The 13,772-nt window shown below is 36.7% G+C and carries 15 protein-coding genes; 2 read left to right on the top strand and 13 right to left on the bottom strand.

Going from position 1 to position 13,772, the window contains the following annotated elements; genetic code table 11:
• Positions 1–17: 17 nt before the first annotated feature.
• The 12 genes from BZZ03_RS03340 to BZZ03_RS03285 form a co-directional block, all read right to left on the bottom strand.
• Positions 18–1,907, bottom strand: a complete 1,890-nt coding sequence (locus BZZ03_RS03340) for a WxL domain-containing protein (RefSeq protein ID WP_086582506.1) — start codon at positions 1,905–1,907, stop codon at positions 18–20.
• Positions 1,904–2,218 carry an LPXTG cell wall anchor domain-containing protein gene (locus BZZ03_RS03335; RefSeq protein ID WP_029345723.1) on the bottom strand — a complete coding sequence of 105 codons (315 nt, stop codon included), beginning with the start codon at positions 2,216–2,218 and terminating at the stop codon, positions 1,904–1,906. The genes BZZ03_RS03340 and BZZ03_RS03335 overlap by 4 nt, the downstream gene beginning before the upstream one ends.
• Entirely contained in the window at positions 2,211–3,245 is a 1,035-nt protein-coding gene (locus tag BZZ03_RS03330) for a DUF916 and DUF3324 domain-containing protein (protein ID WP_086582505.1), read from the bottom strand. The genes BZZ03_RS03335 and BZZ03_RS03330 overlap by 8 nt, the downstream gene beginning before the upstream one ends.
• A 97-nt stretch (positions 3,246–3,342) precedes the next feature.
• The gene (locus BZZ03_RS03325; protein ID WP_086582504.1) at positions 3,343–3,954 is read right to left on the bottom strand and encodes a WxL domain-containing protein; all 612 of its coding nucleotides are present in this window, start codon (positions 3,952–3,954) and stop codon (positions 3,343–3,345) included.
• Positions 3,955–4,173: 219 nt separating this feature from the next.
• Positions 4,174–4,854, bottom strand: coding sequence for an acetolactate decarboxylase (locus BZZ03_RS03320; RefSeq protein WP_019293526.1), 681 nt, complete (start codon positions 4,852–4,854; stop codon positions 4,174–4,176).
• 131 nt (positions 4,855–4,985) lie between these two features.
• A complete protein-coding gene (gene dagF, locus BZZ03_RS03315; RefSeq protein ID WP_086582503.1) occupies positions 4,986–5,729 on the bottom strand; it encodes a 2-dehydro-3-deoxy-phosphogluconate aldolase in 744 nt (247 codons plus the stop codon).
• Between the two features lie 16 nt (positions 5,730–5,745).
• Positions 5,746–6,744, bottom strand: coding sequence for a sugar kinase (locus BZZ03_RS03310; protein WP_086582502.1), 999 nt, complete (start codon positions 6,742–6,744; stop codon positions 5,746–5,748).
• A complete protein-coding gene (locus BZZ03_RS03305; protein ID WP_086582501.1) occupies positions 6,741–7,844 on the bottom strand; it encodes a DgaE family pyridoxal phosphate-dependent ammonia lyase in 1,104 nt (367 codons plus the stop codon). The genes BZZ03_RS03310 and BZZ03_RS03305 overlap by 4 nt, the downstream gene beginning before the upstream one ends.
• Before the next feature lie 14 nt (positions 7,845–7,858).
• Positions 7,859–8,956, bottom strand: a complete 1,098-nt coding sequence (locus tag BZZ03_RS03300) for an amidohydrolase/deacetylase family metallohydrolase (protein ID WP_086582500.1) — start codon at positions 8,954–8,956, stop codon at positions 7,859–7,861.
• A gap of 2 nt (positions 8,957–8,958) precedes the next feature.
• Positions 8,959–10,044 carry a DUF871 domain-containing protein gene (locus tag BZZ03_RS03295; RefSeq protein ID WP_086582499.1) on the bottom strand — a complete coding sequence of 362 codons (1,086 nt, stop codon included), beginning with the start codon at positions 10,042–10,044 and terminating at the stop codon, positions 8,959–8,961.
• Between the two features lie 15 nt (positions 10,045–10,059).
• A complete protein-coding gene (locus BZZ03_RS03290) occupies positions 10,060–10,320 on the bottom strand; it encodes a hypothetical protein (RefSeq protein ID WP_061413189.1) in 261 nt (86 codons plus the stop codon).
• Complete coding sequence (locus BZZ03_RS03285) at positions 10,317–11,627, bottom strand: PTS sugar transporter subunit IIC (protein ID WP_086582498.1); 1,311 nt, start codon at positions 11,625–11,627, stop codon at positions 10,317–10,319. Before BZZ03_RS03285 ends, BZZ03_RS03290 begins: the two co-directional genes overlap by 4 nt.
• Before the next feature lie 241 nt (positions 11,628–11,868).
• Between BZZ03_RS03285 and BZZ03_RS12340 the strand changes: the two genes are divergently transcribed.
• Complete coding sequence (locus tag BZZ03_RS12340) at positions 11,869–12,555, top strand: GntR family transcriptional regulator (RefSeq protein ID WP_082779259.1); 687 nt, start codon at positions 11,869–11,871, stop codon at positions 12,553–12,555.
• Positions 12,556–12,597: 42 nt separating this feature from the next.
• Here the strand turns inward: BZZ03_RS12340 and BZZ03_RS03275 are convergent, their stop codons facing one another.
• The gene (locus BZZ03_RS03275; protein ID WP_019292569.1) at positions 12,598–13,329 is read right to left on the bottom strand and encodes an epoxyqueuosine reductase QueH; all 732 of its coding nucleotides are present in this window, start codon (positions 13,327–13,329) and stop codon (positions 12,598–12,600) included.
• 264 nt (positions 13,330–13,593) lie between these two features.
• Here BZZ03_RS03275 and BZZ03_RS12335 point away from each other — a divergent pair, with 264 nt between their 5' ends.
• Complete coding sequence (locus BZZ03_RS12335; protein ID WP_269843657.1) at positions 13,594–13,713, top strand: putative holin-like toxin; 120 nt, start codon at positions 13,594–13,596, stop codon at positions 13,711–13,713.
• Positions 13,714–13,772: the final 59 nt, after the last annotated feature.

Raw genomic sequence — 13,772 nt, 5'->3', positions numbered from 1 at the left:
TTATATTTATTATAACTTTATGCTGGTGGTGTACTCTTAGTGGTCGATACAAGATTCCAAGTTATCGTACTGCTAAAAGTCTCTCCTGCACTCAGATCGGCTAGCGGATCAGGTTGTAAGAGCAACTGCCCGGTTAAATCAAAAGCTTCACTGCTTACCGAATCTACAATGTAACTATCTGTATCATCATCTTTAAGATTTATCTCAAAGGGATAAGTGGACATTGTAAGTTGACTATTAAATTTCAGTCTATGATTATTGTTACTTTGGAAACGACTCATCTTTGCAGAAAGTCGCCAGCCACCTTTTGCTCTACTGTCCACAATTTCAAGATGATCTTGTGCAGTGGGCTCTCTATCTTTTGTTCCATCATAGATATAACTGGCAGGCAATTTACCAAAATCAAAGTTTGGTACTTGCTGTAAAAGAAGCTTTCCTGTCGCTTTATTAACCAGAAGTTGAGCCTTATTTGAAGAAAGAGTAACTGTTTCCTTTTTGCCGTCCCCTGTATCAATCGTTGTTGAAAAAGTGACTTGAACTGCAAAAGGTTTCCCATTTTCTGTCGCTTCCCGCGCAGTTTTCATAAAGGCACTGTCTGGAGCAAAAGAAAGGATATGATCTGCATCATTAAGACTGGTCAAATCGCTTACTGTACCTTTATAGTTTTTGACCCCTTGAGTTTCAGAGAAAGCTTTAGGAGTTTTCCCTTCTATGTATTTCCATTCATAACTCCATACTTCGGCACTTTCAACCGATTTGTTCAAATCTGCTAAACCTTGTCCATCAAGTTCCCAGCTCATACCACTATCTTCTGCAACATTTTTAGCTGCTAAACCACCGAGATAGACTGTCTTATTATCTGTTGGCGTTGTTCCATCATCATTTCTAATGCCAGCAGACATCGTGAAAGGGATACCCGGTGCTTGTACATCGGTATTTACTTCATCAAGCTGATCCCCAGCATCAAATTCAATACTGCGTCCCTCTGTTTTGAGGAAATTAATTCCCTTTAAAGAACTGTTCCAAGTAATTTTACCCGTCGCATCACGTGGTGTTGTCACGGCCTTCGCCGAATAAGTCGCTTTTTCAAACACCACACTCGGAGTCGTAATGGAAATACCGCTAGCAGCAACTGGCTTATCCTTAACCGTGACTTTAGCAAGTTGCGAGTAATAGGTCATAGCAGAGATGCTCCCAATAATTGGCAGGGTATTGAGCCTTGTTTCTAGCTGAAAATAATAATTACCAGCTTGCAGCTTGGTTACAGGGATGTCAATGCTTTGTTTAGTTGAGCCAAGGAGTCCACTTCTATCCGAAAATTCACCAATACTTCCCATACTTAGCCAACTCCCATCGTCTTGTTCCTGCCAAGCATTTACTTTGACTTTAACCTTACCCCAAGAAGTCACCCATGATGTGGTTTTAATACTTACATCAGCACTTGTACCTTCAACAATATACTGCTCTTCTTGAGGCTGAGAAAGAATTCCTGTACGCAGTGGAAAGAGTAAATAAAGGCCATTTCGATCTGGTTCATGGGCACCTGGCAAATCGGTATAGCTTGCATCTGATGACAAGCTCGCAGTTGGAGATGCTTTTTCAGATTGAGGTTTATCTTCGATAGATTTTTCTTGCTCCGGTACCTCAGATGTTCTCGGTGCTTCATTTTCTATTGGAGCTGCCTCTTCAGATGTTTGATCTCCTCTGTTTTCAGACTCAATAGTTTGATCTGTATCCGATGTTGGTGTTTCAAGTTCTGACTCTTGCAGACTTGAGCTACTATCCTTATCATTCGTTGCACTAGATGAATGCTGTGCTTCCACGTCACTGTCCAAGGCATAAACTGCAGGGCTTGCAGCATGTAGCAAGAGAAAAAGCAATATAAAACCTATATTTATTTTTTTCATTGAAGTTTTCCTTTCTCTCCATACATACGAGCCAAGAACAAGACAGCAACAAACAACAATAGCATACAGCCAAACAAGATTAAAGAATATTCTTGAGCACTTCCTGTAGATGGCAAGAGATCGTAATGCACCAACTGTCCATTTTGAGGAATTTCAGGTGGCAAAACACCAGCATCTCTTACATCCTGATGAACAGTAAAACCAATTTTACTTTGCATCATATTAGCGCTCACTGGCTGTATAAGGAAAAGATTCGTCAGACAAGAAAGACCTAAGAGTGCTAAACTAACTTTTAGTTTGCTATTATTCATCTTCATCATCAGTATCGCCCTTTCTTTTTCCTAGCCCATAAGCCACCAGGAAAATAATAATACTGCTACCAACTACTGCAGCTATGATCCACCAAAGCTTTGTATTTGATTTTTCTCCCTCAAGCAGCTTGCTGTTGACGGTTTCTCTACTTTTACTATCAACTGTAAAGTCACGTGCCATATCAAAGCTTTTATCACCCGACTTCATCAGCATATGATAGGTATATTTCCCCGGTTTTAAGAGATGATTATTGGTATCTATTGTATATTCAAATGAAGAATAGGGGGCCATCTCATATTTTTCTGATTGTGACTGATAAAGCTTGTCCGTTTTTCCCTTTTCAGTCACCCATGCCTCTACTTTTATTTGCCCAAACATGCTTGGAGCTTGGTTACTAACCTCACCTACAACTTTAGGCACTCCTGTATCCGACTTCATCTGTGCGTTCGTCAACGCTAATTTGGGCGTAATTTTTTTATTGAAATCTTCCGATATTATGACAGGGATTGTCATAGCAAAGGCATTACGTACACCTACACCTTTAGACTTTGCTGTTTCTTTCGGGACTTTTCGAACATAGACACTGCCCAAAATAGTACCTTTTACATTATCTTGAGGTAGCTTAAGATTAAAAGTAATATTCTTTGTCTGCCCAGCAGCAACTGTTACTTTTTGAGTCGCCTTTTTCTCCTCTACCAAATCCTTGAGGGAAAGACCACCTGCTATCATTTTTTTGGAGCTAGGAGTATAATCAATATGGCCGTTATTACTTGTCGTTGCTTGGACAAGTTGAACATCAAAATCTTGATTTTCATTTTCTGTCAAATTCTGAACAGCTACCGTTACTGGATAACTTTCATTTTGTTCACCCTTAATTGAGAAATAGCCTGCAGTTGGATCCGTTTGACCCTTTCCAAGTACTGGGGTGACAGTAAAACCTGCACCCTCTTCCGCATGTGCATTCACAGGTAGAAATAAGGTGAATAGCAGTATGGCGAAGCAGCCTAATCCTTTTATAAATTTCATGCTTTTCAACCTCCACTAAAAAATAAAAGCAAGAACCGACAAATCTTAAGTTTTGCCCGTACTTGCTTATACATTTTCATTTATCCGACAACAAAGATTATGCAGTTGGAGCGACGGGTTGTGAAGAACTCAAGTTCCAGTTGATTGTTGTTTCAAAAGCATCATCAGCTGCCAAGTTTGCCTTTGGATTTGCGCCCAAAGATAATTTAGCATTTTCTGCAGAAATAAGGAATTCATCTTTACCATGAGAACCATTACCTTTTGCAAGTTCTACAGGGCTCTTGTCATCTTTAATCACACCTGTAAAATCTTCTCCTAAAGTACCGACCGCTGAAAGGTCTAAAGCTGCACCTTCCAATGAAGTTTTAGAATTTGTAAATTTATCCATATTAGCTGTCAATGTCCAGTCTGATGTACCCAAACGTGTATCGCTAACTAAAACTTTTCCTTCAGCTTGAGCTGCTTTTCCAGTGAACCCTGAGTAAATTGAGCTGGCTTCAAGAACACCATAGTTGAAGCTTGGTACTTCTTTCAATGTTAACGTGCCGTTATCTGGATCCGTTGGATTTCCTGGATCTTTAGCGGTAATCGTGAAGTTAGCAGTAGAATCTTTTGCCTCTGCTTCATCCGCGAATCCTGTAGTAGCTGAAGCCATCGTCATGCTAGCCAAGATTCCCATACCCATCGTTGCTAAAAATGCTTTTTTCATAATAAACATCTCCTCTATAAATTTTTATAAGATTATGTGAATCCACCTTGAATAAACTCACTTCTTTATTTTATAATTTATCTTGCAACATAATTATATTTATTTGTGGGAATTTACCTCAGCTCAAGATAAACTTTACGATTTATTTCACATAGGAATTTTAACATAGGAATTTTAACGACAAAAAAACTACCCTTTTTAGGTAGTTTTTATCTATTATTACTCAAAGCGCATAGCCTTGAAATTTTCATTTTCTTGAGGAAATTCCTGTTTCATTTCCCCCACTTGACCAACTTCAATGGTAATTTGTCCAGATAAGAATTCAGTCAAGTGACCGCCAAAAGTCTTGTCATCACTTAAAAAGTGTAAATGGGCACCATCACCATACAGATCTTCTAAAAACTTAGGCGACCAGATACCAACAATCGTTCCCGAAATGTTTTTTTCGGCAAAATGAGGCTGTTCAGCCAGTATTTCCAAATAATTTTTCGTATTCTTTGCAGGTTTAGAGCTAATTTCCACCGACTCAAAGTGTCCAGTCATTTTTAGACTGTAAGCTGTGTTCCGTGTTGGGAATTTCTCTGTCAGATCATGCAAGGTTTGCATCGTCAGTCCATTAACTTTATAAGTCGCAAAAGGTTGGTGATCAATCACTGCAACATACGGTAAAGTTTCATCTGGCTTAACTATGCGAACCTGATTTTCAGAATTTCCGTGATAGGCAGTGCCATCAAGAATAATAACTTCTCCATCAGCACCATCTAAGGTACCAATACCAATTTGTCCATATTTTAAAGCTTCTCCAGCAGTTATGGTCCCTTCATAAAAGCCACCATACAGGGTGTTAAAAGAACCATGCTGAAAAATTGCACTCATTTTATTTATAAAACTTTTAACCATGCAACAATTATAGCATATGACATAAATAAACGCTAAAATTAAGCTCTTAATATTTCGACAAATAACACTCTTTTGAATTTTTATTTTTCCTACTTAAAAAGCCTCCATCCTATGACTGAGACTTGATTTTCTTATTTGTTCAAAATGGCTTTCATCATCTCAAAAAGGCTCTTTACATCTTCCACTCTTGTGTTTCCTGTTTTTTTATCAATGATTGAAGAATAGACATGAGGAATAATTTTTTCAACGCCGGCATCAACTGCAATTGTTACAATTTCTTCAAAGTTTTCTAAATCAATACCACCAGTTGGTTCCAAATAAAAATCATATTTTGCACAGGCTTCTGCTACTGCTTTATACTCTTCAATATAGTTGAGACCTTTCATGTTAAAGTATTTAATAGAACTTCCACCCATATCCTTCAATAAAGCAATCGCTGTTTCGATAGGCACAATACCTGCGGCACTTTGAGAAGATAGTGGGCCCGTTGCAATATTCACCATACCTACTGTTCCTGTCGGTGATACTAAACCATTGATAACCGTTTCATCTTGCCCTAACAATGCGCGACTTGCCCCAACACCGGTAAATACTTGATTGACGTGTTGGGGTTGTAATACTTTTGACAAACGAGAAACCATTGCCGATTGGTTGGGATCACCAGCGCCTAAGCCAACTGACAGCGCATTATTCGTTGCTGCAGCATAGCGTTTCATATCATTGATAGCCGCCTCATCTGTATCATAATTTTTTGACAGTACACCCAAGACAATGTGTCCTTCTGCAGCTTCATAACATTCTATTGCATTGTCTACTGAGTGGGCAAGTACATTTAAGCATAAACGGTTTTCTAGATAATTCATTGTTTTGTTCATTTTCAATCTCCTCTTCTTATCGTATAATGTCGATATTTTCATCCATTAATTTCGCTTCAATAAGCTCTCGACTTATGATAGGACTGTCACCATAAGTTGTATATGAAAGTTGTGCATTAACACTTGCAAATTCAACTGTTTCCTGTAACGTCCAATCTTCAATTAAACCAATAAGTATTCCTGCAGCAAATGCATCCCCAGTACCAATACGATCAAAAGAAATAATTTCACGTTTCTGGGAGTAGACAATATCCGATTGGCTTGCAAGAAATCCTTGGAGTATTTTACGATTTCCCTCATTCACTTTGGTTGTTCCACCAAAAAATGAAACGTGGTATTCTTTCATAAATTTACGATAAAGCATTTCAACTTGTTCTTCTTCTGAATGTTCTATTTTTAACAGTAAAAGTAAGTCCTTTTCACTTCCGAAAACAACATTGCTATAATGTAACATCTTTTTATAACTATCAATTAAAATGTCATGTTCATCAGCTTTTGCAAGACTCATCCGATAATTAAAGTCAAAACAAATCATAATTTTTAGTTCTTGGGCAATTCTTGCTAAATTTAATGCATTTTCTCGTGATTGTTTCGATGTTGAGAGGGCTATTCCACAAATATGTAAAAGTTTAATATCTTTAAGCGCCGTCTTTATTACTTCATCTGATAGCTTAACTTGACAAAATGCACTTTGACTGCGGTCCATATAGGTTACTTCACTGGGACGATTCCCATAGCCCATTTCTAAAAAATAACTTCCTATATGTTGCCCTTCAATCAAAATTCTTTCATCAGAAACACCTAATTTTCGGATAAAACTTCGAGCAGTTCGTCCGACAGTATTGGCTGGAAGCACTGTGAGTAAATGAGTTTTAACGCCATTATGTGCCAAACTTGATAATATATTTAAACCTGTACCGCTAAAAGACATCTCTAAGGATTCTGTCTGTTCTAGCATTTTATAGTTTGGCACTGCAAGCCGCATCATCACTTCTCCAAATGCTAAAACATTCATACAGTACCCTCCATTACCTCTTTTAATTTACACTCAATATCCAGCATTTCTTCTTGGTTCACGGCACGAATATCAAATTCTATAATTCCATTATTGGCTTGATATTCCCTTGTATAAATAGCTAGTCTACCTTGTTTTAACTTTTGGATGACTTCTACTGCTGTTGTTTGATTACTTGTCACTTTAACACGCGCCCGATAGATTTCTCTGCCTGCCGCATCTTGAACTGTACTTGCCTCAAGTCCTTTGATTTCATTAATTTTATCGACAAAAGGGCGGAGACGCTGGAGCATACTTTCTTTTGATTCATTACCATTAGCTAAATATAATTCTAATGCTGCAACTAAACCGACAATGTTTTCTTTCCCAATTTTCATTGCTCGGCCAATCCCTTTGTTTTGCATTTGAATCCAAGGAATATAGGGATTTCGTCCAATAACCATCGCACTTGTTGGTGCTTCAATTGCTTTTGCACCACTGTATATAACCAAATCTGCACCTTGCTGATAATAAGTCTGCAAATCTTCTTCTGCTGCCGCATCAACAATCAAGGGCAAATTGTACTTAAGCGCCACTTCTTGCATTTCCTTAATACTCAACATACTTTTTTGAACAGTGTGATGACTTTTTATATAAAGAAGAGCTGCTGTATTTTCTGTAATTTCCATTTCAACTTGCGTTTGTGAGCATTCGTTTGCCCATCCTGCTTCTACAAGTTTACCGCCCCCAACTTGTATCATAACTTCTACACCAGTTCCATAATTAACATTATGTCCCTTAGGCATCACAATTTCGCGCTTTTGGATTTTGGAACTATAGGGGTTGTAAATATTATATTCTTGTCCCTGTCCAATAATAGCTGCTATACTTAAAGCAATACCAGAGCTTGCACTAGAGACGACAGTTGCATTTTCAACATCCAAAAGCTTGGCAATATACTGACCACTTTTTTCGACTAATGCTTGCATTTCAAAAAAAGATTGTCCCGCTTCCTTTTGTGCTTGAGCAACAGTATCACTCACTTTTGATACACCAAGAATCGTCATTTTCCCACTCGCGTTAATTACCCTTTTTAAATCAAATTTTTCGTAACTGTTCATCTCTCTTTTTCCTTCTAAATATCGAATTTTTCCCCTTTAATCAAAACTGATCTTGGTATAATGCTTTGATTGGACTGCTCTTTATTCCCATTAGAATCCATCAAATATTTCTCACTTTTTATAATCTCAAAAAAAGTTAAATCTGCATCAAAATCTTCTTTGAGTTGTCCTTTATTCTTGATTTTTAAAGCATGTGCAGGAGCTTCTGTCACTCGAAAAAGCACCTCATCCACTGAATAGCCAACTGCCAACAATTTTTCCATCGTTGTCGCCAAGCTATAAACTGGACCATCTTTACGATTTCGTAAATAAATATCTGTACTTATCGAGTCTGCAATAATATCTTCTTTTTTGGCTCTTCTTGCAACTTCAAAGTTGAAACTATCTGTACCGTGACCGATATCAAAGTGAATACCGTTCTTATATGCTTTCTTAGCAAAAGGCTTGATATTTCCAGCTTGATCGAGTATTCCATTATCTTTTCCATTAAAACAGTGGGTAACAATATCTCCTGGTTCTAAATAAGAGAACAGTTCTTCCAAATCCACTGGTGATGTCCCAATATGAACCATTAGTGGCAAATTTACTTTACTTTGTAATTCTTTTGCAAGTAATAAAGGTTTTACGCCATTTTCACCAATAACTGTTTTACTCATACGAGCTTTTAAGCCAATGATAAATTCAGGGAGTTCATAGAGGCGCTCCATATTTTTCTTAATATTTATTTTCGATAAATCAGCCAGTTCATTTTGTTTTACGATGCCGTCTTTGGAGATATTCATTAAAGCATAGACATTTGTTTTTGCTTTTTGTGCCAGCTGGTAAAAATCTTTAATATTATTTTCGCCTGTAGAGCCCGCATCAACAATTGTGGTAACACCGCTGTTTATTCCAACCTCATCAGGATAGTCATAATACAAGGTCATTTTTTCAAAACAATGCACATGAGCATCTATCCATCCTGCAGAAACATACAGGCCTTGAACATCAATCTCTTCTCTCGCTTTTTCTGTAATTTTTTCAGAAATTTTGCTAATTTTTCCGTTTATTATGCCTATTTCAATGGTTTCATCGTGAATTGTTTTTGCATTTTTAATCAGTGTATCGTACATTTTCATACCTCTTTAAATAAGAATTTACTCCAAGGTTGAATGTAGTCTAATAAAATTAATTCTTCCTTTGCAACAGACCCAACCTTATTTTTCCTAGGATCAGAATGGGGTTGCAAAACAATTTGTAATTCATTTTTATACTTCCCAAAATCATCATTTCCAATCAAAATATCACCTTTTTGGATAACTTCTTTATTGTCATGGGCTGGATTTACATTTTTATAATCTTTTCGCGTTTGTGTCGAACGAATCATCTGCTGCGTGATATCTCCACGTCGGAAATGCTGGTTGTTTAAAACAATATCTTTTTCTTTATCGCTTGTTCGTTTTTCAAAGTTTAGCGAAAATTCTGTCTGATAACGATTAATCTGGCCCAAGCTTTCGATTTCGTCCTCGCTAGCATAAGCGTTACCAATAATAACGTCATCAATCAATTCTGTCGCAAAAAGATGCTTAGCTTGAACGCTGATTGGTAGATGACGATGCATTTCCAATGTAGGTAAGCCGTCGTTAATATCCCACGGTCCTAGTTGAGCTGTCTGACTGGTAACAAATGCCGCTGTACGAATCCCTTGTTTTTTAAATCTCTGACTACATTTTTCAAAAAAGTCTAAGGGTAAGGCACTTCCTTCTTGTGGGTAGAAATTATGACAACCATAAATATAAGGTTTATTTGCTTTATAGCTCAATATATTATCCAAGTAAGCCACATCATTACTCATATTTAACTCAATAACTAAGCCAAATGGATTGAACGATAAGTTAGCTTCCTTATTTCCATCAAATCCTACATCTAAGCGTAAACCATCCGCCCCAAGTTGATGGAAAAAAGACAAATCATCATATGAGATAGCAAGTTCATCGAAGATATTAGGGGCAATGTCTAAAATTACTTCGTAATTTAGCATTTTTGCTTCTTTGATAATCTTTGAAAACTTTTCTGCTACTTTTTCTTTCCCTTCTGTTACTTCCAACATTGACATAAAAATACGCTCAAAACCATGTTTATTTCCCAACTTCAAATAAGCTAAGTCTTCTTCAAACTTACTATTATCAGGGTAAATGGACAATCCTAATCTTCTAAACATTCTATTTTCTCCTCTTTAAACCTTATCCCACTGATCAACATAGGATTTAAACCGCCACAATAAGAGACAACTGCTCATAATGGTAGCAACCACTGCAAAATATAAGATATGAGTCAAAACAGATAGTGTTAACATCATGATGATAAAAAGTAAAAGCATTGGTATAACTTTAAAAAGTTTGCCTTTCCTTAAAAATTCGGGGACTTTTCCTTTTTCCAAATAAATCATCGCTGTAAGAAATGTTATAAAGGAAACAACTGCAATATCGTAACTCATTTTTCTCCTTCCTTTTCACTTTCCATCAACTGTTTTTCAAATACTTTGAAGAAAGGATAGTAAATAACTAAACTCACAAAGAAATTGACCACAACAAGCACTGCTGCCATAATATGCCAGTTTGTAACCATCATCGCACCAATAGGTGATGGAACGGTAAATACGGTTCGTGAAACTGTCATTGGCACAATATTCGTAATCGTCGCTACATAAGCAATAACTGTCATAACAAGTGGAGATAAGATAAAGGGAATGGCCAAGGTTGGATTCATAACAATAGGGGCACCAAAAATAATCGGCTCATTAATATTAAATATTCCTGGCAAGAAACCAATACGTCCCAGCTCTTTTAAATATGACGATTTGGAAGTTAAGAAAAGACAAATGAGCGCAAAGGTAGCACCTGCTCCTCCAATCCATACAAACCATTGCAAGAACATTTCCGTAAACATATTAGGCATTTGCGATGCCGGCGTACCCGCTGCAAAAGCATCCATATTTTCAGCAATTGAGCTTTCCCAGAACGGACGAATAACAGGACCCATAATGGCAGGACCATGAATACCTAATACCCAAAAGAAACAGATTAAGAATACAGTTACAAGTCCCCCAAGCAAACTATTTCCTGCCAAGAAATCTTGCATTGGCATGATAATATTTGAAAGAGTTGCATTAATATCAAAGCCAATCACATGACGAATCCCCCAGAATAAAAGTAAGTTTGCACCTGCTGGAAATAAAGCAGCAAAAGAATTACTTACTTCAGGAGGTACGCCCTCAGGCATTTTGATTGTGATATTTCTTTCCTTCATAAATCTGTATATCTCAACAGAAATAATAGCGGTCACAATAGCTCCAAATAGAGATTGAGCGCCTAATTGAGCGATATTAAGATATCGTCCTGCAGCCACTACCTGTGTCTGTACCTCCGTGACTTGAACATCCTCAAATAAGCGAACAGGTTGAATACTTGTAGCTAGAAAACTCATGACTGCTACGATTCCCGCTGTTAATGTGTCTAGCTTATAACTTTGTGCGAGTGCACTCGCAATACCAAATGCTGCATATAAAGCCAGAACTCCAACTGTGAAACGATAAGGGATATCCAACACCGTCAGATATGGTGTCAGCTTTTCCGCTACTGCGGGGATAGGGAAATTCAAGAAAATAACAAAGAAAGCTCCCACCAAGGTTAAGGGCAAGGTTGCAATAATCCCTTTTCTGATTGCTAGCATATGGCGCTGACCACCAATCTTGTTTGCCATTGGAGAGACTTTTTGCTCCAAAAATGTAATTAATCCGTTCATTAACTTTTCCTTTCTTCTTTTAGAATGAAAACGGTTTCTCTTTTGCACTAAAAACATTATAACATTATAATCTTTATTGCGCAACCGATGTTCTAAAATATTATTCATTCTTTATTACTATCCCTTAAGTAATTTATTTGTACTTGTAAATATGCTGTGAACATTATATTTTTTCTATTTTTTCCAATATAGTTTATAATGAATAGATAGATTATATTCAGAAGAAAAAAGGAGAAAAGTAATGAAAGGTATCTTGTATCAAGAAATTTCAAATCAATTAAAACATGATATTATTACTGGCAAATATCCTGTAAACTCACTTTTTCCCACAGAAAACGAATTAGTAGAAATGTTTGCTGTTAGTAAAATTACTATTCGGAAAGCAATCGAACTTTTGGTTCAAGAAGGTTATCTCCATAAACAAAGTGGTAAAGGAACAACGATTATTAGTAATCGACCTTTTAACATCCTTAATAATGCTATTCCGTTTACACGTCTCCTTGAAAAGGATGGAATAAATGTTAAAAGTAAAATTATTGAAGTAAAAGAAAGTTCAATGACGGAGCATACATTTGCTTGGCCTTACGTCTATGAAATAACTCGAGTCTATTCCTTAAATGATGTGCCAGCCATTTATTCTAAACATTATTTTTCTTTGAAAGAAAAAGAAAATTTAAAAATTTTAAGTGATGACGATTTTTCTCTTTACCGCCTTTTATATGATAAAAACCTTCCTATTTCACAGATAAAAGATACTTTCCGTGCGATAAAGATTGACGAATCTTTGAAACAGTACGTTGACTTTTCCGAGGATTTCGCTCTGCAGCGTAACCGATTTTCCTATGATGAAAATGGAGGGCTCATTGAGTTTACTAAGTTCATTTATGATTCTGAGCGTCAAGAATACTATATTGATTATCTTGTCTAAGGACATAAAAAAAGTTCTTGATTCATTTATCAAGAACTTTTTTTATTTTTTGTCGCCTACTTTATTTATAAACTTTACAGCACTTCTATTAATTTCTTTAAGGTCAATTCCTTGTTGACGTGCTGCAAAGACACAGCCACAATAGCATTGGCGGTAAATATCGTATTCTTTGCACATCTCTACGGAACGTTTCCAGCCGTTGTTTTTCTTAAAGTCACTAGGCAAGTATTGGACAGCATAGATTTTTTGCATATCTAAGCCTATTTCATTTATGAGTTGGCCGTTCTTTTTGGGGCTGAGCGTGAGTGCCGAACCAAAATAATCATAACCTAACTCTTGGGCTTTCTCTGCGACAATATCTAAACGCATTTGAAAACAAGCTGTGCAACGCGAACCACCTTCAGGTTCTTCTGCGAGCTGATGCAAATTGACCATCTGCATAAATTTATTGGGTTCATAAGGTGCCGCAATAAACTGAACATTATTTCCTGTTTTTACATTAAAGTCTTGAACAAAATCAGCCTGCACTTTCTCACGTCTTTCGTACTCGGCACGAGGATGAATATTCGAGTTCGAAAAATAAATTGTCACATCAGCATTTTGACAAAGATATTCTAAACTATAAGTTGAACAGGGTGCACAACAGGAATGAAGCAAAATTTTGGGCCGAAGACCTTCAGCCTCCCAGCTTTCACGCATTTTTTGATAAACCCGATCATAATTTACCTTTTGATTAGGATTCATCTTTTGAAGGATTTCAGTCGCATTTTTCATGCTTTTATTTTAGCATATTTTGAAGATGTCTTGCTTGAAGTTTAATAACAGTGAAATTTAGTTCTTTCATTTTTAAGGTTTTTATATTATACTAAGAGGAGGAACTCTCAAAACTCCTACACCCCGCTCTTGGCAATGTCCAAGAGCTTTTTGTGTTATATTCATACTAGAACGCATTTTGAAAGAACAACTCATATGATATAATAAAAAGGTAGAAGTTTATGGACGGTAGCCTTCGGAGGTGATGCTTATGGTAATTTTATCGTGAGCTGGCCTCACAAAAACGAAAGGCGACAATTTTTGTCGATATATGAAACACTTTCATTGATGATCGCATTTGCGTTATTAATGATTACAGTGGTTAATAAAAACGATAAAAAATAACGTCCAACTTTAGCAGGGCAGACGTTATTTTAACATAAATCTTGCTACCGTTCTTAATA

Origin of the sequence: Lactococcus petauri, assembly GCF_002154895.1 — a bacterium.
Classification (GTDB): domain Bacteria; phylum Bacillota; class Bacilli; order Lactobacillales; family Streptococcaceae; genus Lactococcus; species Lactococcus petauri.
The sequence above is the reverse complement of the archived record's forward strand: the minus strand, read 5'-3'. Positions and strand labels throughout refer to the sequence as shown.